Genomic DNA, 20,303 nt, shown 5'->3' with positions numbered 1-20,303 from the left:
TACCAGCGCACCGCCCACAGGATCACATCACCCTGGAAATGGCGCCACTTGAAATCCGTCATCGTTCCGTCCGTCCAATCTCCGCCAAGCATGCTCAAGCTTCACGATTTTTGCAACAGAGCCGGATAGGCGGCGCAAGACATGCCCCACCGTTTCCTCAACGGCTGTCTCCCACGTATCGCGCAGAACACCGGCGATCGATTTGACGGTGACGCGCCAATTATCCTCGTCACCTTGCTCGAAATGACGCCGTTCGTTTGCGAGCTGGCGGGTAAGGGCGCCCATGATTTCGACGGCGCGGCGCGCTTTGAAAGGAGGCTCGTTGCGGCAAAATCCAGCCTTGTCCGCTCCCCGCGATACTGATCCCATCGACACTTGCGGACGTGGCTGCGCCTCTTGGGCGGCTCGCTCCAACTCGAACAGGAAAGCGAGGTCATGGGTTAACACGATCACCTGCCGGCGCGACGCTTCCTCGATGAGACGCTTCGCCACAGCCTCTCGATGCATATGGTCGAGCGATGACACCGGATCATCGAAGACAATCCCGGACTGATTGCCGGCGGTCGCCAGCTCGGCCATGAACGCCGCTAGAGCAACACAGCGATGCTCCCCTTCGCTCAAGACCTCACCCACAGCGGCCCTGGGCTGCCTGACCAGCGCCACCTTGAAGCGGGGAATGCCTTGTGCGCTGTTCTGCTGGCGCAACTCGACGGCTAGGTTCGCTATCCCAAAACTCGCGACCTCTACCGCAAATTGCGCGCGGAGTGCGTCTGTGACGAGCGCCTGCGCGATCTCGGTGCTCTTGCCCGTTATACGATTGGTCGTGGTCGCGCGCTGCGCTACCTCCAACTGCGCGATCTCACCGCGACGTGCGATCTCCGCAAGCACGTCGTCCTTAACGCCGGCCAGCCACTGGCGATCGGTAAGCTCCGCTTTCTCGGCGATCAAAGCGGCACGGGCCGGCGAGCCTGCTTCGGCGATGAGCGCGGCGGACCGGGCCTCAACTTCCGCCGCGAGATTGATGATGGCTTGGCGGTCATAGGCGAGGACGGGGGCCTCAAGCACCAGTGCCGGATTGGCGTGGCGGCGAGCGATCCAACGGTGACGCCAGCGAGCCTCCACCAAGTTTCGGCGTAGATCGTTCGCTACAGCATCCTGGCGCAGCTCGTCACGTATGGTCGCGACAATGGCGCGCGCATCCGAACCACTCAGCCCGCTGCTGCGGAACGTCGCCATGGCATCCTCATGCGCGACGCGCGTTGCCTCGGCACGTTGCTGGCTATCGTCACGGACGAATGCCTCAAAGCGACCGAGGCGATCTGCCGCTTTCGGCGCGAGTTCCTGCTGGCACAGAACGCACACGTCACCCGGCTCGATCGCCGGAAACGGCTGGGCTGGGTATGCTTCCTGCTCGGAATAGGTCCGTGCGCTTTCCCATAGCGCACGCCATGCGTCGCCGCCGATCGCCGGCAAGGGCTCGTCCCGAAACAGGGCTCCTGATGCCGCTATGGCCGCCTCCCGAGCCGCGTCCCTAGCTGTGGCAAGCTGACGCAGCCTTTCAGCATTTCCCGGAGCGAGGGCGCTGAACAGGCGGTCTAATGATGCGACCTGGTTACCGACCTTTGTCCTCAACCCGGCGAGTTGGCGTGCGGCACGCGCGGGATCACCTGCGAGATCAGCGGTAATCTGGGCGAGGCGATCCAACTCGCCCTGGTTCAAGGTCGCTAGGGCTTCCACCGTGGCGGGATCAGTACCTGCGGCCAAGCTGGCGAGGAGACGGCCTACCTCACTTGTCGGGCTGCATGTCGGCGCCGAGATAGCTTGCGGCGTACGAGCCTTGATCGTTGAGATCTCGCCAGCGAGCTTGTCCTTCACCGACTTGCAGAGCTGCGCGAGCGAGGCCAGCAGCTTCAGCGGGAAGGGTGTATAGGCGAGGTCATTCGTTTCCTCGACGTGGATATTGGCCCAGTCGGCCCGAAGCTGCGATTTTGGCCAGGTTGAAGAACGAACACTGAACGCTTGATTGATTCTACCAGGACCGTTGCTGACCACCGACCTCGTAGATATCGGCTTCCATGGAGCAATTGTAGCTCTCTGCGATGTTGAACATCTCGGAGAGGAGGCTTTGGATTTCCTCATCAAGGGAAATGCCATCCGGATCGGGGTCATAGGCGACGGTCAGTTTGTAATCACAATTGCCGTTTTTTACCATGGCGTAGTCGCGTTCCAGCATCGCCTCAATCCGCTCCCGAGCGGGTTTTCTACCTCTTCCACGCTTGTTGAAGTTCTCGATAATCAGATGCAGGGCGATGCTGGCAGTGGGCGGCTTTTCCGGCAGTTTGGTCTGTGACGGAATAATGTCGAGCGCCCGATAGACGGTCATTCGTGAGACCTTCAGGTCGCGGGCAACGCGGGCCTTGCTGGCGCCGGCGGCAAGGCGACGGCGGATTTCATCGTCATCGACGTTCTTCTTCCGGCCTTTGTAAACGCCTTCGGCGCGCGCCGCTTCGATCCCGGCGCGCTGACGATCCTTGATGAACTTCAGCTCCATATCGGCGACCATGCCGAGTATGGTGATGACCATTCGCCCCATGTCGCCCGCCGTCGTCACCTCTGGCTCAAGGATGCGCAGCGAAGCTCCCTTTTCATCAAGCTCATGCACCAGGTTCAGGACATCGCGCGTGGAGCGGCCGAGCCGGTCGAGCCGCAGCACGACCAGCTCGTCGCCGGTGTGCATAAACTGCATGATCGTTTCCAGTTCCGTGCGCCCGCTCCGCGAGGCCCCCGATCCGGTCTCGGAACGGATAATTTCGCAACCTGCATTCTTGAGGCGGCCAATCTGGATATCCAGATCCTGGTCCGTGGTGCTGACGCGGGCATATCCGATACGAGCCAAGTGCAAAATCCGTCACATTAGGGTGGCTCTTGCAGTGTATCGTCACATTGAGCGCAAACCCACCCTTTTGTGACAGACGAATGGTGTCACTCGGCCCTATCACTCTGGGGTGTACCCAAATGTTATAGGCCGATCAGCCGCCTCACGCTGCAAGCCGTCCAAAATCAATCCGGTCGTTCAGGTCGAGGTCGAAGCGGCCATAAAGGTAGCCGACTGGCTCAAATATATCGAAAATGGCGCGGCAAAATCGGGCACCGCCGATCCGATGGGCACCTATGACTTTACATGGATGTGGGAAGAACTGGGGCTTAGCGACCTCCGGCGGTAACGGCCATCATACGGTTCTTGAAATGTTCTCGCTTAGCGTTGTCTGGCGTACCTTCCACGCGATGCCCTCTCCCTCAGAAAAGACTCTATGCCTTCACGCCCAACGCGACGCCGGCCAATGTGCGAGCGCTGGTCGGAGGTAAGATCAATGAACCGCTCATCGAGCGCAACTGGCCCGACATCCTGCGCATCATGGCGACGATCGCAGCGGGGATCGTCGCCCCCAGCCAGATTCTTCGCAAGCTCGCCTCTTACCCGCGCCAGAATGAGCTGGCCCTCGCATTGCGAGAGGTGGGCCGCATCGAGCGAACCCTGTTCATGATCGACTGGATTCTTGATGCCGGCCTCCAGCGCCAGGCTCAGATCGGCCTCAACAAGGGTGAGGCCCACCACGCCCTAAAGCGCGCCATCAGCTTCCACCGCCGAGGTGAAATCCGGGATCGATCCGGCGAAGGCCAGCACTATCGCATCGCCGGAATGAACCTGCTCGCCGCCATCATCATATTCTGGAACACCATGAAGCTCGGCGAGGTCGTCAATACCCGGGCCGCCAGCGGTACCCATATCGCGCCTGATCTACTCGCCCACGTCTCGCCGTTGGGATGGGAACACATCAATCTAACCGGGGAATATCGCTGGCCCAAATCCTTAGCGTAGGATTCCGCCCCCTCCCGCAAACGCCCCCTTGAGGAGCAACAGTTCCCGTTCAAGCTCCTCCCGGATCGAGGCGCAAAACGCCTGCGCATCTGGCGTCAGGCTGAGGCCGGAATAGTACGCATCTCGCCTGATCTCGAAGTCCTTGGGAAGATCGTCATCGGGATTGCGATAGCGATCCGCCCCGACCACCCAGATTTCTTTGGAGCGGATGCGGTCGCGCAGTTGCGTCAGGACGCAAAGCTCATAGCTGATCCGGTTTACCCGCCCATCGTCATCAATGACGGAACTGCGCCATCGCGCTGGAATCACCTCATCGATCGGAACATCCTGCAATGGCACGAAGCGGCATCCGCCATCCACCTTGCTCCTGATCCAGTCGAGGGCCGCCAGGACCGGCCGCCACACCGCGTTGTTCGACCGGAACTCAAGTACGGAAAGCAGGCTTGGCAGCATGCGCCGGTAATGATTGGCCCAGGAACCACGCATCACCTTGTAGATGCGCCGGTCCAGAGCGCCCTTCGCATGGCTCTCCTTGACGATCGCCGCCAGCTTGGCCTTACCGGCGATCGGGAAAATGACATCGCAGATGCGCCCCGATGGTTCATTGATCGAGGCGCTGGCGATCTCGACCAGCAGGCGCTCCTTTCCATAGACCCGCTCGATGTCTTTCGCGATATCGCCCACCACCTTGCGTTTCGAGCGCGTTCCGATCTTGTGAACGGTTTCGATCAGCAGGTCGATCATCGCGTCAGTGAGTTGCGCCTCCCGCGACATTAGATAAATCGCATAAAGGCCGAGCTGTCGCGCCGGCGCATGCCGGCGCATCTCCGAGGCCTTTTCACCGGCAACGCGGCGAACAATCTGATCGACCCATGGCTTGCCCGTAGCCGTCAGGAGATCATGGGGAAGATCAAGTCTCTGGATAAAGGCGAGTTTCTCGGTCACGTCGAGAATGTTGTCGAGCGTTGCCTGTCCGGCGTCACCCTTCATCCTGTTGAATCCGGTCGAGCTGTCCGGATCGGCAAGCGAGGCTTCCAATAACGCCACCGCATCTGACGAAAGCCGATCACTGGCTCCGATCAGCCAGGTGTCCAGATAATCTTGCCGTTGTGAGCGAACGACACGTTCAAGCTCCTTGCGCGACGGCCCATAAATACGCCGGTCCCGGCACCACAGGAAAACATGCTCAAGCATGGCATTGATCGACTGGCCGCCCGGGCACAGCTCGCCAGCAATCCATTCCGTCAATTGCGCGCGATCCACCCGCTTCATGCGGTGATATCCAAGATGGATCAGGATCTCCGCACAATGCCGTCGTGCTGTCCGACTGGAAAAGTCATAACCGGCTATCTCGCCAGCCTCGACACCGAGTTGCTCGGCCAGGTACGAGAGGCCATCGGTAGGGATTGAGCCGGGATCGATCGCGAAAAACCCCAGGGAAGCGAAGAATTTCAGCTGCGCGGCGAGGCCAAGGCGCGTCAGGGCCGGCTTCGAATTTACAAAATCAATATCGGCAAAGCTCAGGCTCCATCGTCCGATCAAATCCCCGCCCGGAATACTCCGATCCATCAACCCACTCCCTATGATGGAGCGAACTGTCCTCTTCTATGATTTCCATCGTCAATACCGAATGCCACGTTCCCAAAACGTTCTCCGACTTGGCCAAAATCGCAGCTTGGGGCCGACTGGGCCATATTGGCGCAACGAGAGTCGAAGACGCTGACGGCGGTGAGCGCGGCATCGCCTGGAGTGCCAAGCCGCCACACATAGGAATGTTCAGCGCCGCCTATTGTATAGTCGATCGTTGCCGTGGGAATGCCGGGAACAGCCTCGTAAATGTCGGGGATGATGTCTTCGCGATTGGGCGTCCTGGCACGGCAAGCTTTTTTCAGAATACGCGAATAGCCGGATTTGCCTGATCCATTGTCACCATAGATGATCGTTAGGCCATGCGGCTGAAAGACCAACCGCTGATCGGGCGCCAGCGCATTAACGTGGTTCACGCCATGGACACGGCGGAGATTGACTTGGCCTTGAATGCGGGCGGGATCACGGAAGTTGTCAGCAGACACGGGGTCGGCCGCTACCTGGCCCTTGCAGATGGCAACCAACTCATCGACATCATGGTCGGCGAGGCTATGTCCTGTAGCTAACCGACGAAGCGCGTCACGCTGCCAGCCAGGACTATCCTCCGACCAAGTGACGATGTTCGCGAGTGCCTGTGCTTCGCTCATCGTTGTGATCGCCCCTTCGATCTCCCCAATTGGGTTCTGTTGATTACACCTGACGCAGTTCGTCCAAAAAGCTGGTCAGCACATGCTCAAGGTCCGGGAACACCGGGTGCTCCTCAAAATGCCGGCTTAGCTCCGCCTCGATCGTCGTCGGCGACTTGGCATCCTCCTTGGACTTTTCCGCCCATTTCCGGCCGGGATGGAGCGTGTCCCACGGCGAGCGCTTATTGGCCCGAGTGGTCGCGTCATCTCCATGCTTGCCCAAGCCGTAGAGGATGCTCGTCTCGCTGTTCCAAATCGGCCGGAACAGATGGATCATGTAATCCTCGGCGGCCGTTTCCCAGCCGCTCTGAACCACGAGCGATCGGAACTGGAAGTCGGCGAGGTCGAGTGTGGTGATGGCCGTACCGATGTTCTTACGGTGGTCTGAAAGACGCCCACATAGCCGCGGCCCCTGCTCCAGCGGGGTACGGGCATTGTTGATCGCGGGCGCGGCCTGGCCGACGTAGATCGGCGTCTCGCTTCCGCTGATTGGCGCATACAGCGGAAATGGGCCGTTGTAGTAGATGGCGTAGATGCCGGAGCCATAGAAGCGCGGTATCTCGGCCAACGGGTGACGCTGCTGCGCGACCAGCGCGAGCGAGACGAACCGCCCCACCACCTTGGGATTGCTCGGGTCGAACACCGCCGAAGGCTGCCGGATCGGGTCCAGCGTGTTCAGAAAAGAACCAAGCTCCTCGATGACACCCCGGATTTCCTTCTCAAGCGTCCGTCTCCGCGGCGCCGACAGGGTGGTCGAGGTCGTCTGTTCGATGAGCTGGTCGAGATTCGCGCGCAGTTCGGCGATCGGCGACGGCGCGGGTGTGGGTTTACGGCTCATGCGGCGGTCAAATGCCTCGCCACGTTCTCTCCAACGGCCTGCGCGAGCTTCACTGGGACGGCGTTGCCGAGCTGCCGCATGGACTCGGTCCATGAGCCATGAAAGCGGTACTTGTCTGGGAAGGTCTGTAGCCGGGCGCTCTCTCGGACGCTGAAATAGCGCACGCTGCCATCGGCGCGACGCAGCATGTTCTCGCCCCCGGGGACACCGTGGACGCCCGCCTTGAGCGTCTTGGCTGGTTCATCAAGCGGACTGCCGGTGTGGCCCACATAGCTGCGGGCGCCACCTTGGAATCGATGGTTGAGGCAGGCAGCCGCGAGTTCCGGCTGAAGCTCCGGATCAGGAAGGTCTCCGATCGCGTCCCGCACGGTCAGCCACGGCTTGTCCGCCGGCTTCTCCAACAGCGCCATGCCGCGGGCGCGGAAGCGTGGATCAAGCACCCTGTCGCGCTTGGCGATCTCGTGCCGCTCCCAATAGTCACCCGTTCGTACCTGTTCCCACAGCAACGCTTCGAGCGAGTGGGTTGCCTCCGGGAAGGACCATTCAATGCCAAGGTCCGCGCGGAAGCCGACGAACACGACACGCTCACGCCGTTGGGGCACCCCGTGATTGGCTGCGTTGAGCACCCGATACACGACGTTGTAACGCAGCTCATCCGAACCACCCTTGGCGGTGTGGTGACGCTCTAGGCGCGCCATGTGCTCCATCCACGTCTCGCCCGGCCGCAACGTGAGTTCGGGATAGGTGAGCTGGTGGACGATATGAGCAAGGTAGGTGGCGAAACTGGCCCTGGTCAGCCCCTTCACGTTCTCAAACACGAACGCGCGCGGGCGCGTCTCGCGCACAACCCGGACGGCTTCCGGCCACATGTCGCGCGCGTCAGCATGTGCTCGATGCTTCCCGCCAAGGGAGAATGGCTGGCAAGGTGGTCCACCCGTCACAAGGTCGATCTTGCCTTCGTGCTGTCGAAAATCGACGGCTCGAATGTCACCCTCGGTCGGCAGCGGCCAATGGCTGATGCCACCCGCCCTCACCTTGCGGTTCTCTCGAATCGTGTCGCAGCACCAGCGATCCCATTCGACCACCTGCATGGGACGGAATCCCGCCTTGCTGATTCCCATGCCCAGGCCGCCAGCGCCGGCGAATAGCTCAATCGCCCGCATGGGCATTTCCTTGGTCGTCATCGAGAAATCCACGTATTTTGTTCTTCAAGTGTTCCGTTTGCCCGCATTCGCATTCCCAGACAACCAGCTCCCGCCAGCCCTCTCGGTCCAGCATCGCACGATTGCGCTCGTCTCGATCGCGGTTACCCTCCAGCTTCGGTCCCCAGAAATCCTGCCGGGATTTTGGCATTCGCGCCAGTTTGCAATTCGAATCGGGATGGCGATGCCAGAAACATCCGTGGACAAAGATGACTTTCTTCCGGCCGCGAAACACAAGATCGGGGCTGCCGGGTAGACGCTTATCGTGAAGCCGATAGCGGTAGCCCATGCCATGCACGATGCGGCGCACCAGCATCTCGGGCTTGCTGTTCTTGCCCCGAATGCGGCTCATGCGCTCGGAGCGGCCTGCCGGGGTGAGGGTGTCCGCCACCCTAACGCCCCGCCTGGGGCTCGATCTTGACCGTACAGCGTACCGCCTCTCGCGCCTTATCCGCGCGCTTCTGGCACGCCTCCAGCGCTTGACGGTTAACGGTGACGATCCGATCGCCCGCCGCGATGTTGGCAAAAGCCTCGGGCGCGCTGGCCCGCATGAGGCGCTGCCCGCCTTCCCACATCGGCAGGTCGAGCGAACGAGCCGCCATTTTTTCCGGCCATTGCCAGCTCGCGGGCACGGCCCGCGCGACAATGCCGGCTAACACCGCCCACAGGATCATGCCAACCACGATCCCGCCTATCGCGCTCCACATCAGCCAGCGGTTCTGCTCATCGCCACGCCGCGCCGACACAACATAGCTGTGAAGCTGGCGCGTCACGTCCTCCAGGCCGGTGCGCGCCGTAGCGATCGTCTGCCGGTCTTCCTGGCGCGCCGTGCTTGCCGCCGCGGTGATCCGTCCCGCCAGCTGCTCCGGCGTCATCGCCAGCATCGGGCTTTTCACCAGCATATCAACCCGCTGCGCGGTCGCGGTGATGTTGTTGGCGATGACGCCCAGCGTCTCGGAATAATCGGGCGGTTCGGGCACTTCCATGCGCTCGGCCGTCAAACGCTCGACGGCGCGGCGCATCAGCGTCACCTCCGCGCGCAGCTCCTGAAACGCCTGCGCGGCCTCACTCGGCCCTTCGTCATCCGCCACTACGTCTTCCCCTTATCGGCTCATGCCCCTGTCACGCTCGAGACCAATCCCGATCGACTGCTCCAGTGATTTCTCGATGCTCCGGCCGCGCTCCAGTTTCAGCTCCAACTCGGGCGCGCGGCGCTCCAGCGCCTTCGCCAACTCGGGATCGCGGCGCAGGTCCTCGGCCATCGCGCCCATGCGCGTGATGGCCTTTTCCGCCCGCGCCTGGTCGCCGCCTGCCCGCTCGCGCGCCAGTCCCCGCCAGCTCTCCACGAACCGGGCGGCGCGCGCGTCGGGGTCGAGCCGTACCCGGCGCTCCTCGGCCATCGCGCGTGCCGCGCCGCCAGTCTTGCCCTCGGCCGCCTGCCCGATCAGCCCGGGATCGCGGCGGAACGCGGAAGCGAGGTCGCGCGCGCCATCGGGCCGCGCCTGGTCGAGCGCCTCGCCGGCGCGGCGCAACGCGCTCTGCTGATGCGGCAGCACCGGCAGCTCCTGCGCGCGCATCCGGCCTATGTCGGCTGACGCCCGCGCATACCGTTCGATCGCCCTGGCTTGGTCCGGCTTGCCGATCGTCGCTTCGGTACGATCCGGCGTCGCTGCCTTCTCGGGCGTGGCGACAGGCTTTGGCCGGAAGCCCGCGAACATGTCCCTGGCCTTGTCGCGGACCTGGTGGACGATTTCCCGCGCCCGCTCGGGCCAGCGTATCTCCCGCCGCTCGGCGAAATTGCGCGCCCGGTCCTCATCGGACGGCGCGGCATAGTCGCCGGCCATGTCCTTGCCGCGGTCGCGCGCGAGGACGCGGGCGAGCTGGCGCTGATCAGTGAAGTCGTCCCGGCCGTAGTGGAGCTGCACTCCGTCCCGGTGCCGCGACATGCCCACATAGGCGCTGTGCCGGTCCATGCCTGGAGTGGCGAGAAGATGCGCGCGATCGACAGTCACGCCCTGCGACTTGTGGAACGTCGCGGCATAGCCGTGATCGACCGCGGCATAGTCCTTGAGGTCGAACGCGGCGCGTCCGCCCCCGTCGAGCCGCACCGCCATGTGCCCGCCGTCGATCCGCTCCAGCGTGCCCAGCGTGCCGTTCTTCACGCCAAGCGAGCGCTCGTTGCGCAGGAACATAATGCGGTCGCCGGCCGCGAAGTCGCGCGCACCCCGATCGACCGTGACGCCCACGTCCTCGCCCAGCCCGCCCGACGCACGCACCCGCTCGCGCGCTTCCTGGTTCAGCTCGCGCACCTGGGCATTGGTGTGGGTGAGGATGATCCGCGTCTTGTCCGGGTCGGCCTGACGCTGGCGATCCCAGCCCTCCACCAGCTCGGCGCGCGCAGCCTCGCGCGTGTCGGCCGCGTGGACCATACCGTGATCGGCATAGGCGTGGATCGCCTCGCGCGTGCGGCCGGTCGCCAGCGCGCGCGTCGCGTCCTTCTGCCAATCCTCGCGCTGCCGGCGGACCTCGGTGATCTCAGCCGCGCCATGACGTTCGGCGATCGACCGGAACGCCGCGCCGGCTTCGATCGCCTGCAACTGCTCGGGGTCGCCCACCAGCACCACCTTGGCGCCGGCGTCACGGGCATGGGACAGCACCCGCTCCATCTGACGGGTGCCGATCATGCCCGCCTCGTCCAGCACCAGCACGTCGTTGCGGGTGAGCTGGTCACGGCCCTGCGCCCAGCCATGTTCAAGGCTGGCGATGGTACGGGACCGGATGCCGGACCCGCCCTCCAGATTCTCGGCCGCGATCCCAGACAGGGCGGCGCCGCGCACCTGATAGCCCTCGCGCTCCCATGCCTCGCGCGCGACCCCCAGCATGGCGGACTTGCCGGTGCCGGCATAGCCGATAACCGACGCCAGCCCGCGGCCCTCGGTGATATGGTTGAAGGCATCACGCTGCTCGCCCGACAGCACCAGACCGCGCGCTTCCGCAGCCTCCAGTGCACCGGTACGATGACGGTCGGACACGCCATGCCCGTCGCGTCGCGCCAGCTCGTCGCCGGCCTTCTCCAGACGCGCCTCCGTCGCGATCATCTCGCGGGACGTGAACCGCTCCTGGTCGCGTCCGTCCTTGCCCAATGCCACCAGCTCGGGACTGCCCCGCACTGCCGCCATCACCTGATCGAACTGATCCTTGCCGTCCGAATGGCGGAAGGCGAACGCGGCAAGGTCGCGGGTGGTGAAGGTCGCCTGTTGCCGGGTGATGCCGTCGAGCGCGATGCGCGGGTCGGCCGCGATCTTCTCGCCGTTCTCCCGCGCAATGCGCCGGTGATCGTCGGCCCGCTCGGCGTCCTCGCCGCGGTCGAGCCGGCGCATTCCCGCCGGCCCGATCTTGTGCTGCGGCTCCAGCTCGATGCCCTGATCGGCATAGGAGCGATGGTCGATCCGCCCCTCCAGCCCAAGCTCCGCCATGCGCTCATTGACGTGCGCCGCCCATGCCTCGCGCCAGCCCTTCAACAGCTCGGTCGAGTTCCAGTCGCGAACCTTCTTGCCGAACCCTTCTGGTCCCACTTCGCGCATCGCCAGCATGACATGTGCGTGCGGCTTCGGGCTGCCATCCTTGGCCTTGTCCCAATGCACGTTGAGATCGGCGACCATCCCGCGCTTCACGAACTCCTTTTCCACGAAATCGCGGGCGAGCTTCACGCCCTGCTTCTCGCTCATCTCACGCGGGATCGAGAACTCCACCTCACGCGCCAGTTGCGCATCTTTGCGCTTCTCTCCTGCCTCCACCTCGTTCCACAGCGTCGTCCGATCAGACAGGCGCTCCGGTGCGTCCTTCGGCAACAGCACTTCGGAGTGGATGACGCCGGCCTTGTTGGAGAAGACATGGGCACGTCCAAGCCGCGCATCGTGCAGCTCGGATGCGGAGCGATACGCAGCAGATGCGACGGCGCTGGAGCCGTTCGCACGGCTGATGACCTTGGCGCTGAAATGATAGATCGCCATCGCAAGTAGCATAATGCACTTCTTAGCGCACGTCGGCAACGACGTATAAGCGCGCACTCACGATCTGCTTTGCATCTCCTGATTGACTTGGTTCTGCCTTCTGATGTGGGTTGTCCTGCCCTGTCGGTTTGCTAGGCTGCTGCGATCATGACGCGGACGATGGAGGCACCATGCGCAAGGTGCGGGACTACAACGCGGAGCTGAAGGCACTGGAGGACAAGGCGCGTGGCCTGAAAGCGCGTCGGGTCGAACAGCTCGGGCAGCTCGTCATCGCTACGGGTGCGGATACACTCGACATGGAAACGCTTGCCGGCGTGCTGCTCGATGCCGTCGCGTTACAGAACGCGGAAGCAAAGGAGGCATGGCGTGCGAAGGGCGCCGCCTTCTTTCAACGACGCGGGCGCAAAGGTGGGCGGACTGCTGGCGGCAACAGCGACGGCACAGGCGCGCAACCGGGCACTAATCCTGCGTCTGGAAGCGGCGCGGCGTCGGACTGATACGCGGGGCTGGGTCGTGCAACGGCGCGAACGCACCCGCCACCTGATTGAGCTGGGTGGCCTTATCCAAAAGGCCGGACTGGTCGAACTCGCTGACGACGATCGCGCCACTATCTACGGCGCGCTGCTGGAGCTGGTTGGGCGTGCGCGTGGTGACGATGCCGGCGACACACTCACACTCTGGAAGCGACGCGGCAAGCGTGCTTTCGACGCGGAAGCGGAAACGACAGCATAGGGGCAATCGGAATGGCGTGGGTCCGCTATGGCATGTGGGATCGATGGCGCGACCTGACGCGCTTCCGTCTGGCCTGCGAAATGGCGCTCGCCTCCTACCGAACCTACGTGAACGGCTTCCCGATCGCGTCTGATGCGCCGCTGATCATCACCGATCCGGCCGGCTCCAACTTCAAATGTGACCTGGGCGAGTTTACCGCCGTCCTCAACGACGGGCAGCAGCTCTATCGTGTGCTATTTCCGTCCTACGTCGCGCTGGTCGAAGACCTCGGCCGCGAGCTGGTCGAGACGTTGCACACCGGCAAGGGCATCCCGCGCGCCGCGTTCGCGGGCCTCGATGCCGCCGCGCCGATCGACCAGGCCGCAGAGCATTGGATCACCGCCACGCCAGTAGAAGCGTGGGGCGCGACCGTCCTGAAGCTGGGGGGCCGCAAATGGTCCAACTTCAAGGGCGGTCGTCGCGGTGTGGTTGAAGCGGTGACGATCCGCAATCTCTGCGCGCATGGCATCCCGGTCTTCAATCAACGAGCCCTAAACCGCCTCACCGCTGCCTCCACCGCCAAACAGCAACTGCCGGCGCTGGGCGATCCAATCGTCCTCGATCGCGCCGCGTTCGTCCGCCACGTCGGTATCCTGCGCGGCTTCGCTCGGTCGATGGCGGACGGCGTGGCGAACCTGCCCGACGTGCCATGATGAAGGACAGTCCCATGCAGATCGACCTCGACACGCTCCGGCGCGAGGTTCGCGCACTCGACTATGTACGCGGCACGTCTGCGGAAGCCGCGATGTGGCGGGAGGACGACGCGGACTCCCGCGCCAATCTCGCCATCGAGGGCATGGCGATGGAGCCGGACGATGACGCGCTGTTCGACATGCTTCGCGACGAGGCCGTGCCCCCTCCCCTCGCCACGCAAATCATCCTGAAGCTCTACGATCATCCCGACGCCGATCCGGGGCTGGCGATCACGCCACTGGAGCAGGCCCGCTGATGCCCGGTCGGCGGATCAGCCCGCTGTTGGCGGTCTTCATCGCCGCGGTCGTGCTGTTCGCCAGCCATAACTGGCTCAAGGGCATCTTCGGCTATGGCGAGATAGCCACCGACATTCCATTCCTGCTCGCCGGCGCGATCCTGGTCCTGGCCTGGCGCTTCAACCGCCGCGCCGCGAACCGGCGCAGCTCGCTGCTCGGTTCGGCCAGCTTTGGCGATCGGGCGGACGTGCGCCGGCTTCAGGAAAACGAAGGCCTCCTGATCGGCCGCTCCATCGAGTCCGGCAAGCTGCTGCGCTATGACGGCCCCGCCCATCTGCTGACGATGGCGCCGACCCGGAGCGGCAAGGGCGTCGGCACCATCATCCCCAACCTGCTGACGCTAGACCGCTCGGTGGTCTGCATCGATCCCAAAGGCGAGAATGCCCGCGTCACAGCCCGTGCGAGGGCCGCCAAGGGCGATGTGTGGTGCCTGGACCCCTTCGGCGTCTCGGGACGCCCCACGGCCCGCTACAACCCTCTGGCGTGGCTTGATCCGGCCAGCCCGGACCTGGCGGAAGATGCACAGACGATCGCCGAGGCCCTGGTGCATGATGCGCCGGGACAATCGGGCGAGGCGCACTGGAACGAGGAAGCCAAAGCGCTGATCGCCGGCGTGATTCTGCACACCGTCGTCCACGAGCCCCCTGCCCGCGTCACGCTGGCGACGGTACGCGACAAGCTCACCCGCGATCCCGCCGGCTTCGCCGCGCTGCTCGCCGACATGCAAGCCAGCACCGGCGCCGGCGGGCTGATCGCGCGCGCCGCCAACCGCCAGCTCGGCAAGTCGAACCGGGAAGCCGCGGGCGTGCTCTCCTCGGCGCAGCGACACACCCACTTCATGGACAGCCCGCGCTTGGTGGACAGCACCTCGGCGTCCGACTTCCGGTTCGCGGACCTGAAGGAACGGCCGGGCACGGTGTTCCTGTGCCTGCCGCCCGATCGGCTCGACACCTATGCGCGCTGGCTACGCCTGCTGGTCGGGCAGGCCGTCACCGACATGGCGCGCTCCCCTGCCCGTCCGGCAAGCCCTGTGCTGTTCCTGCTCGATGAGTTCGCCGCCCTCGGCCGACTGGAACCGGTGGAGCGCGCGATGGGGCTGATGGCGGGCTACGGTCTCCAGCTCTGGCCGATCCTCCAGGACATGCACCAGCTCCGCGCGCTCTATGGCGAGCGCGCCGGCACCTTCCTGTCCAATGCCGGCGTGGTCCAGACGTTCGGGGTCAACGATCATGCGACCGCCGACATGCTCTCGCGCACGATCGGCGACACTACCATCGAATATGAGACCGTCAGCACCTCGCGGAAAACGAGCTGGTTCGACAGCCCGGACCATTCCACCAGTGTCAGCGGCCACGTCGCGGCGCGGAGGCTGGTGACGCCCGACGAAATCATGCGGATGCCGGCGGACACCCTCCTGCTGCTGCGGCAGGGCGAACGGCCGCTCTGGGCGAAGAAAATCCGCTATTACGATCAGCGCGAGTTCGGCCGTCTATTCGATCCGGCGTGATCGTACACACCGACAAGGTTCGACGTTGAGCTTGGGGTATCGCCTCACCGGTCCTGTCCGTTTGTCCCGACGCCGATAGGCATACACCGCCCTATCCGCTTGGCGTCTCCCGGAAGCCTGCGGCCGACAGGCCGCTTTTGTGGCGGCGATAGCCGGCACGCAACAAAAGCGTATTAGCCCAAAGGGCCAATTCCGCATGTGTCTGAGCTGGCTGCTCAGGGCATCCGTGAGGTTAAGAGATTCTGTTAAATAGGAATCGTTAAGAAGGTTAAGGGCGAAAAATGGGCCAAAAAACCCACGATTTCTGCGGCCTTCAGGGAACCCTCGGTGTGTGATCCCACGTGATTCGGTGTGTGATCCCACGATAGCAGGGTGTGTGATCCCACGACGCTGCGGTGTGTGAAACCACGATAATTCGAGTTCGATCTAGACTGCGAAAGCGACTGCGTGACTATGCACGGAGCGCCAGCCTAGAGCCCCTTTGGGTTTCGTCGTGGCGCTGCGGTGTGTGAAACCACGATAGTCAGCGCCCGCGAGCGAGCTTGTCCATAAGATCGTCCACCTCGGCGGCACGGCGGCGATCGGCTTCGACCCGGTTTCGCCGTTCTTGCTCGGCCTCCAACCTAGCCGCTAGCGCCAATGCCTCGGCTTCGCCACGTAGGCGGAACAACACGGCAGGGCTGCCGTCTGCCGTGGCCGCCATCTCCATCGTGTAATCGGGAAGCTGGTCGGCCTCCACGACTTTGCGGAGCATCCTATTGAACTCCTTGGGCTTGCTGTCGCTGCCTGTCTTGTCGCGCAGCACCTCCACCCGGCACGTCCACCCACCCTTCTGGTTGCCGGCATGTTTGCGCGCGATGCGGTACAGGGCGCGCTCCAGCCCGCCGGTCAGCAGGAAATAGTCCTGGTGCATGGTGAGCAGCGACCGCTCCCCCACGATGCCCTCATAGACCCAATCGGACAGGGTGACTGTCATGCCTCGCGGCTGATCCGTATCGGGGTCCACCTCCAGCGTCCACTTGTCGAGCCAGTTGAAGCCGGCCTTGGTTCGCCGCTTCGGCGCGCGGATGGATGTCGATATGGAGGTCGTCTGAAGCCGCTGGAGCGCGGCTTGCAGCTCCTGATAGGCCCGGCCACTGGTGTCGCGCTTGATCGCCCTTAGCAGGTCATAGGACGTGGTTCTAAGCGTTCGTGGAAGGTCGTTGACCCCCTGTTCCCGCATCCTATTGAGGGTCGAGGCTGCCCATATGAGAATATCGGCGTCCCATATCGTCGCCATGCCGTATGCCGGTATTGCCTCGATCTTCACCCACGTTTCGCCGTCCGGACTGCTATATTCGATCGGCTTTACCCGCTTGCGCTTCTGAAGCGAGAAAAACGGCCGTTCCATCGTCTCCCGCTGATCCTTGAGCGGAAGATCACCCATGAGCGGGATGAACAGGTCGAACTCAGGATTAGGGTTCGGGCGTTTGGTCATGCAGTATCAACCCTTCCATTGTGCACACTTGGTATTGTGCAGGTGTGCACACTGTCACGCACGGCCAAATTGCCGGTCGGCATCGTACTTGGCGACCAGCTCGCTGATCGCTTCGGCGAGAAGGTCCTGATGGCTGCGCCTCGTTCGTGCCGCCAAGACCCGGAAGGCCTCGGCCGTGGGGTCCGCCGGGTCGAAATAGGCACCCAGATGGTATTTGCCTGGCCGCTTCCCGCTCGATCGGGCGCTGCTCGTCGGCGATGCCGGAGTTGCGACCGGCGGATTCGCCGCCTCGGCCTCGCGACGGGTTTGTGGCGCCACCGCTGGGGCCAACAGAGATGTCCGCTTCGCCATGTTCAAGCCTTCATGTTTGCAGGTGTGCAATTCATCAAATCATCAAGAAGGTGTTTCTGCAAGGCTGCGATCTCCTGGGCAGCCTTGCCCTTCGGCTCATGCTCGATGACGCCCAATCCGTAGGGCCAAGCCGCACGATAGGCGCTACGCTCTCGCAGGACGGTGCGCGCGACCCGAAGGCCGGTCGCTTCGGCGAGCGTCCGCGCATCATCCAGCAATGTGGACGCGGTTGGGGGAGCGGCGTTCAGCACAACAACACCTGTCCGCCCGGTGCTGGTAATGAGTTGAGCAGTCCGCTTGATCGCATCCAGGTCGATAAGCGAGGGACGGCAAGGGATCACTACGAGGTCCGCGCGCTGGGCCGCGGCTGCGGCTTCGGCACCGGCGGCGGGTGGCGTGTCGATGATGGTTAGGGCAAAGCCATTTGCTTCGGCAGCATCTATCGCCTGGTCGAGCCGGCGGGCGCTGATCGGCTCGATATGCGGCAGCTCGGCCTCACGCCGTTCGCTCCACGCCGTCGCGCTTTCCTGCGGATCAAGGTCAAACAGCGCCGTCCTGATTCCAGCGGCCTGAGCGGCGACCGCTAGGTTCACCGCCAATGTCGTCTTTCCGACGCCGCCCTTTTGAGCTGCAAGGGTGATAATCTGCACGTGTGCACACCTTCATTTTTGATATCCTGACGTTATGCAAAGTGACAGGATGGCACAACTGTTATATTGGTTGGGGAGACGCACTGCCGAGCGGTGGCGTATGTCGGCTGATAGTCCGTGCCGACCTCGCCCTTAAACACCTTGCCAGTTCCATGATGCACGGCGATTGCTGCGTGGTCCTCAGCTTGAAGGGCGTCGCTTTCAACCGTGAGAGGGCTTTGTGACACTTACAGAGGACCGGATACGCGAGCTCGAGCTGCCGATTAACCGAGCGATCTATCGTTTGCGGCAGGGTGTGGCAGAGTCCGATATTACGGTGGAAATGCTCGGTCGTGAGGTCGATTTAGCCGAGGTTCCCGCCATCGTGGCACTCGCCAAGGCCAAGGCTACTGCAGGTGACGCTGCTTACCGTGCGATGACACGAAAAAGCGCCCTTCTCTACATGAGCGCAGGGGCGGCGCTCCTGATGTTGATGTGGTGGATGACCAATGGGGGATCTGACATGCCGCACGGCCGCTTTTACGGCCGTGCAATCATTGGGTACGTCCTTGGAGCCGGTGCCTTCCTTTACGGGCTCTGGCGCTGGATCGATCCATCATACCGAGAGTAGGGGGGCGCGTCCGAGTTGCAGTTCGAGCTTAGACGAACGCAGCCATCCGGAGCGCGCCGGCCAGTTAGGTGCTGAGATCACGGCCGACCGTCAGACGCATTAACTCATCAACGAACGGGATCGCGCAGGCTCACTTCCCATATCGCCTGCCTTTGGCTTGGCGGGTTCAACAGACACCATATCTTGCGCACGATCGTGTCACGCAGCTTGGCCATCTCCGGATAGTCGTAAACGCAAACCATCGCCTCAAATAGAACCCGCTTCTCACGGTACTCTGCGTTAAGCTCCGGGTCCGCGAGAGCCTGGTCGATCACGCGTTGGTCCCGCATCCAGTTCGTCACGAGTGTCTTCACAGAGGGGAAGTCAGAGAGGGTCTCGAACTTCTTTACGTTGTCGACCTCATTGACGAGATGATATCCGAGAAGCTGACCGTTACCCTCGAAAATTGAGTCCGCGATGCGACCTGCCACATGGTCAAAGCCCTTGCTCCGCAGGTCTGTTACGAACAGGTCCTTTTTACCATTGAAGAGATTTTGAGCGAGGAACTTACATTCGCGCAGCTCATTGCCCAACGGAATAGCAAACTGATCGCCCTGCTGCTTATCGAGACGCATCGCAATTTCGAGATCGCGGATCGCCTCACCGAATAAAAGCCGCCATCGGTATAGCTTTGCACGATTGATTAGGGGCGCAGGATTCGGGTTCGTCTCGTAAGACCGCGTGTACAGCGCGATCGCAGCGGCGGTGCGGTATTCGCTGGCTGCCTTCATTCCATCTTCAAAAAGCTGCTGACCTGCTTCATATGCCGGTGATTGAGGCGCGCCGCCGCCGCCGCCGAATAGTTTTCGAAACACTGCCCGCCCTCTACATGGGTACCCTGAACCGGCCGGCAGCCTACGTTCCGCTCCGTACCGTGTCACCCCGCTCTGTCTGCGTCCATTCCGCACCGGACCATGCGAACCGCACCAACTCCACGTTGCCGATCGCGGGCGGCTCGCCCTTCCGCCAGAAGCGCAGCATCTTGCCTCGGTCGTCCAGATTGGATTCCGTCACGACGGCGCGCACCGCCTGGATGAACTGCCCGTGGCTGAACACATAGGCGAGGCCGGGGGAGGGCAGGGTGGCGAGGCGCGTAAGCGCCGCTTCGGCACGGCGAAGCAATGCCCCGAAGCTCTCTGCACCCTCGCCGTCGCAATAGGCGGGATCGGCATCGGTCCAGTAGCGCTCCAGATGGGGCATTCGCTCGCTGCTGCGTGTGCCGTTCCACCGGGAGGGCTGGAGATAGGTAAACTCCTCAATCGGCCACACCTCCACCGGGACGGCCGGAAAGCGCTGGATCGTCGCCTCGGCCGTCTGACGGGTGCGAAGATAGGGAGAGGTCACGATCAGCGTGGGCGTCTCTGTCCAAGCCCGCGCTACCTCCCGCGCCTGGCGCCATCCTAACTCGGTAAGCTCGATGGATGCGAGGTCATGGCAGGGCACGCCGGCGTTGCCGGTGCTCTGGCCGTGACGGATGAATACGGCCCTCATGCCGCCGCCTCCTTGTCCGCCAGCTCCCGCAAGCCCTTGTAGAGCGTCGTGCGGCTCACGCCGTACCTTTCGGCTACGGCTGTCACGGTGGCTCTGTTGCAAAAATCGTGAAGCTTGAGCATGCTTGGCGGAGATTGGACGGACGGAACGATGACGGATTTCAAGTGGCGCCATTTCCAGGGTGATGTGATCCTGTGGGCGGTGCGCTGGTA

20 protein-coding genes and 2 pseudogenes are annotated in these 20,303 nt (G+C 63.1%); 7 read left to right on the top strand and 15 right to left on the bottom strand.

All coding sequences use genetic code 11. The features are described 5' to 3' along the window. Positions 1 to 408: 408 nt before the first annotated feature. Together POM99_RS21140 and POM99_RS21135 are read right to left on the bottom strand one after the other, a co-directional pair. Positions 409 to 1,236: pseudogene (locus POM99_RS21140) on the bottom strand (AAA family ATPase); the annotation flags it as partial. A 793-nt stretch (positions 1,237 to 2,029) separates the two neighbouring features. Continuing rightward, positions 2,030 to 2,896, bottom strand: a complete 867-nt coding sequence (locus POM99_RS21135) for a recombinase family protein (protein WP_006953933.1) — start codon at positions 2,894 to 2,896, stop codon at positions 2,030 to 2,032. Positions 2,897 to 3,217: 321 nt separating this feature from the next. Here POM99_RS21135 and POM99_RS21130 point away from each other — a divergent pair. Further along, positions 3,218 to 3,880, top strand: a pseudogene (locus tag POM99_RS21130) (Tn3 family transposase); the annotation flags it as partial. On the opposite strand, the gene POM99_RS21125 reads toward POM99_RS21130, so the two are convergent. Genes POM99_RS21125 through traA form a run of 7 tightly spaced genes read right to left on the bottom strand, consistent with a single transcriptional unit; the run spans position 3,872 to position 12,206 of the window. Further along, positions 3,872 to 5,449 (bottom strand): DUF4158 domain-containing protein, encoded by a 1,578-nt coding sequence (locus tag POM99_RS21125; protein WP_277280660.1) that lies wholly within the window; start codon positions 5,447 to 5,449, stop codon positions 3,872 to 3,874. The pseudogene POM99_RS21130 and the gene POM99_RS21125 overlap by 9 nt on opposite strands. 11 nt (positions 5,450 to 5,460) lie before the next feature. Continuing rightward, positions 5,461 to 6,114, bottom strand: a complete 654-nt coding sequence (locus POM99_RS21120) for an ATP-binding protein (RefSeq protein WP_277280659.1) — start codon at positions 6,112 to 6,114, stop codon at positions 5,461 to 5,463. A 43-nt stretch (positions 6,115 to 6,157) separates the two neighbouring features. Then, complete coding sequence (locus POM99_RS21115) at positions 6,158 to 6,991, bottom strand: Eco29kI family restriction endonuclease (RefSeq protein ID WP_277280658.1); 834 nt, start codon at positions 6,989 to 6,991, stop codon at positions 6,158 to 6,160. Beyond that, on the bottom strand, positions 6,988 to 8,175 hold the full coding sequence (locus POM99_RS21110; RefSeq protein WP_277280657.1) for a DNA cytosine methyltransferase: 1,188 nt from the start codon (positions 8,173 to 8,175) through the stop codon (positions 6,988 to 6,990). Before POM99_RS21110 ends, POM99_RS21115 begins: the two co-directional genes overlap by 4 nt. Then, positions 8,141 to 8,584, bottom strand: coding sequence for a very short patch repair endonuclease (locus POM99_RS21105; RefSeq protein ID WP_277280656.1), 444 nt, complete (start codon positions 8,582 to 8,584; stop codon positions 8,141 to 8,143). Before POM99_RS21105 ends, POM99_RS21110 begins: the two co-directional genes overlap by 35 nt. Before the next feature lies 1 nt (position 8,585). Beyond that, a complete protein-coding gene (locus POM99_RS21100; protein ID WP_277280655.1) occupies positions 8,586 to 9,284 on the bottom strand; it encodes a DUF6118 family protein in 699 nt (232 codons plus the stop codon). A 12-nt stretch (positions 9,285 to 9,296) separates the two neighbouring features. Further along, positions 9,297 to 12,206 carry a Ti-type conjugative transfer relaxase TraA gene (traA, locus tag POM99_RS21095; RefSeq protein ID WP_277280654.1) on the bottom strand — a complete coding sequence of 970 codons (2,910 nt, stop codon included), beginning with the start codon at positions 12,204 to 12,206 and terminating at the stop codon, positions 9,297 to 9,299. Positions 12,207 to 12,376: 170 nt separating this feature from the next. Here traA and POM99_RS21090 point away from each other — a divergent pair, with 170 nt between their 5' ends. From POM99_RS21090 to POM99_RS21070, 5 genes are read left to right on the top strand one after another with little or no spacing between them, the layout of a single operon-like run. Beyond that, positions 12,377 to 12,703, top strand: coding sequence for a conjugal transfer protein TraD (locus POM99_RS21090; protein WP_277280653.1), 327 nt, complete (start codon positions 12,377 to 12,379; stop codon positions 12,701 to 12,703). 16 nt (positions 12,704 to 12,719) lie between these two features. Continuing rightward, positions 12,720 to 12,938, top strand: a complete 219-nt coding sequence (locus tag POM99_RS21085; RefSeq protein ID WP_277280652.1) for a conjugal transfer protein TraD — start codon at positions 12,720 to 12,722, stop codon at positions 12,936 to 12,938. An 11-nt stretch (positions 12,939 to 12,949) separates the two neighbouring features. After that, a complete protein-coding gene (locus POM99_RS21080; protein ID WP_277280651.1) occupies positions 12,950 to 13,630 on the top strand; it encodes a hypothetical protein in 681 nt (226 codons plus the stop codon). Next, entirely contained in the window at positions 13,630 to 13,926 is a 297-nt protein-coding gene (locus POM99_RS21075; protein ID WP_277280650.1) for a hypothetical protein, read from the top strand. The genes POM99_RS21080 and POM99_RS21075 overlap by 1 nt, the downstream gene beginning before the upstream one ends. A gap of 26 nt (positions 13,927 to 13,952) precedes the next feature. Further along, the gene (locus POM99_RS21070) at positions 13,953 to 15,473 is read left to right on the top strand and encodes a type IV secretory system conjugative DNA transfer family protein (RefSeq protein ID WP_438823045.1); all 1,521 of its coding nucleotides are present in this window, start codon (positions 13,953 to 13,955) and stop codon (positions 15,471 to 15,473) included. Between the two features lie 523 nt (positions 15,474 to 15,996). On the opposite strand, the gene POM99_RS21065 is transcribed toward POM99_RS21070, so the two are convergent. Genes POM99_RS21065 through POM99_RS21055 form a run of 3 tightly spaced genes read right to left on the bottom strand, consistent with a single transcriptional unit; the run spans position 15,997 to position 17,951 of the window. Next, positions 15,997 to 16,950 carry a replication initiator protein A gene (locus POM99_RS21065; protein WP_277280648.1) on the bottom strand — a complete coding sequence of 318 codons (954 nt, stop codon included), beginning with the start codon at positions 16,948 to 16,950 and terminating at the stop codon, positions 15,997 to 15,999. 54 nt (positions 16,951 to 17,004) lie between these two features. Continuing rightward, a complete protein-coding gene (locus tag POM99_RS21060; RefSeq protein ID WP_277280647.1) occupies positions 17,005 to 17,268 on the bottom strand; it encodes a ribbon-helix-helix domain-containing protein in 264 nt (87 codons plus the stop codon). A gap of 35 nt (positions 17,269 to 17,303) precedes the next feature. After that, the gene (locus POM99_RS21055) at positions 17,304 to 17,951 is read right to left on the bottom strand and encodes a nucleotide-binding protein (protein ID WP_277280646.1); all 648 of its coding nucleotides are present in this window, start codon (positions 17,949 to 17,951) and stop codon (positions 17,304 to 17,306) included. Positions 17,952 to 18,171: 220 nt separating this feature from the next. Between POM99_RS21055 and POM99_RS21050 the strand changes: the two genes are divergently transcribed. Beyond that, positions 18,172 to 18,561 carry a hypothetical protein gene (locus POM99_RS21050; protein WP_277280645.1) on the top strand — a complete coding sequence of 130 codons (390 nt, stop codon included), beginning with the start codon at positions 18,172 to 18,174 and terminating at the stop codon, positions 18,559 to 18,561. 107 nt (positions 18,562 to 18,668) lie between these two features. On the opposite strand, the gene POM99_RS21045 is transcribed toward POM99_RS21050, so the two are convergent. The 3 genes from POM99_RS21045 to POM99_RS22525 are packed head-to-tail and all read right to left on the bottom strand — an operon-like array spanning position 18,669 to position 20,177. Further along, positions 18,669 to 19,415 carry a hypothetical protein gene (locus POM99_RS21045; RefSeq protein WP_277280644.1) on the bottom strand — a complete coding sequence of 249 codons (747 nt, stop codon included), beginning with the start codon at positions 19,413 to 19,415 and terminating at the stop codon, positions 18,669 to 18,671. Positions 19,416 to 19,455: 40 nt separating this feature from the next. Beyond that, complete coding sequence (locus POM99_RS21040) at positions 19,456 to 20,091, bottom strand: histidine phosphatase family protein (protein WP_277280643.1); 636 nt, start codon at positions 20,089 to 20,091, stop codon at positions 19,456 to 19,458. Then, a complete protein-coding gene (locus tag POM99_RS22525) occupies positions 20,088 to 20,177 on the bottom strand; it encodes a helix-turn-helix domain-containing protein (protein WP_369011650.1) in 90 nt (29 codons plus the stop codon). The genes POM99_RS21040 and POM99_RS22525 overlap by 4 nt, the downstream gene beginning before the upstream one ends. Positions 20,178 to 20,303 lie beyond the last annotated feature (126 nt).

Source organism: Novosphingobium cyanobacteriorum (genome assembly GCF_029436685.1).
Lineage (GTDB): Bacteria > Pseudomonadota > Alphaproteobacteria > Sphingomonadales > Sphingomonadaceae > Novosphingobium > Novosphingobium cyanobacteriorum.
This window is presented reverse-complemented; position numbering and strand designations above follow the sequence as displayed.

Coding starts and splice junctions, on each gene's coding strand:
- POM99_RS21125 (WP_277280660.1), bottom strand. CDS start 5,449: ATGGATCGGAGTATTCCGGGCGGGGATTTGATCGGACGATGGAGCCTG.
- POM99_RS21120 (WP_277280659.1), bottom strand. CDS start 6,114: ATGAGCGAAGCACAGGCACTCGCGAACATCGTCACTTGGTCGGAGGAT.
- POM99_RS21115 (WP_277280658.1), bottom strand. CDS start 6,991: ATGAGCCGTAAACCCACACCCGCGCCGTCGCCGATCGCCGAACTGCGC.
- POM99_RS21110 (WP_277280657.1), bottom strand. CDS start 8,175: ATGACGACCAAGGAAATGCCCATGCGGGCGATTGAGCTATTCGCCGGC.
- traA (WP_277280654.1), bottom strand. CDS start 12,206: ATGGCGATCTATCATTTCAGCGCCAAGGTCATCAGCCGTGCGAACGGC.
- POM99_RS21090 (WP_277280653.1), top strand. CDS start 12,377: ATGCGCAAGGTGCGGGACTACAACGCGGAGCTGAAGGCACTGGAGGAC.
- POM99_RS21080 (WP_277280651.1), top strand. CDS start 12,950: ATGGCGTGGGTCCGCTATGGCATGTGGGATCGATGGCGCGACCTGACG.
- POM99_RS21075 (WP_277280650.1), top strand. CDS start 13,630: ATGAAGGACAGTCCCATGCAGATCGACCTCGACACGCTCCGGCGCGAG.
- POM99_RS21065 (WP_277280648.1), bottom strand. CDS start 16,950: ATGACCAAACGCCCGAACCCTAATCCTGAGTTCGACCTGTTCATCCCG.
- POM99_RS21040 (WP_277280643.1), bottom strand. CDS start 20,091: ATGAGGGCCGTATTCATCCGTCACGGCCAGAGCACCGGCAACGCCGGC.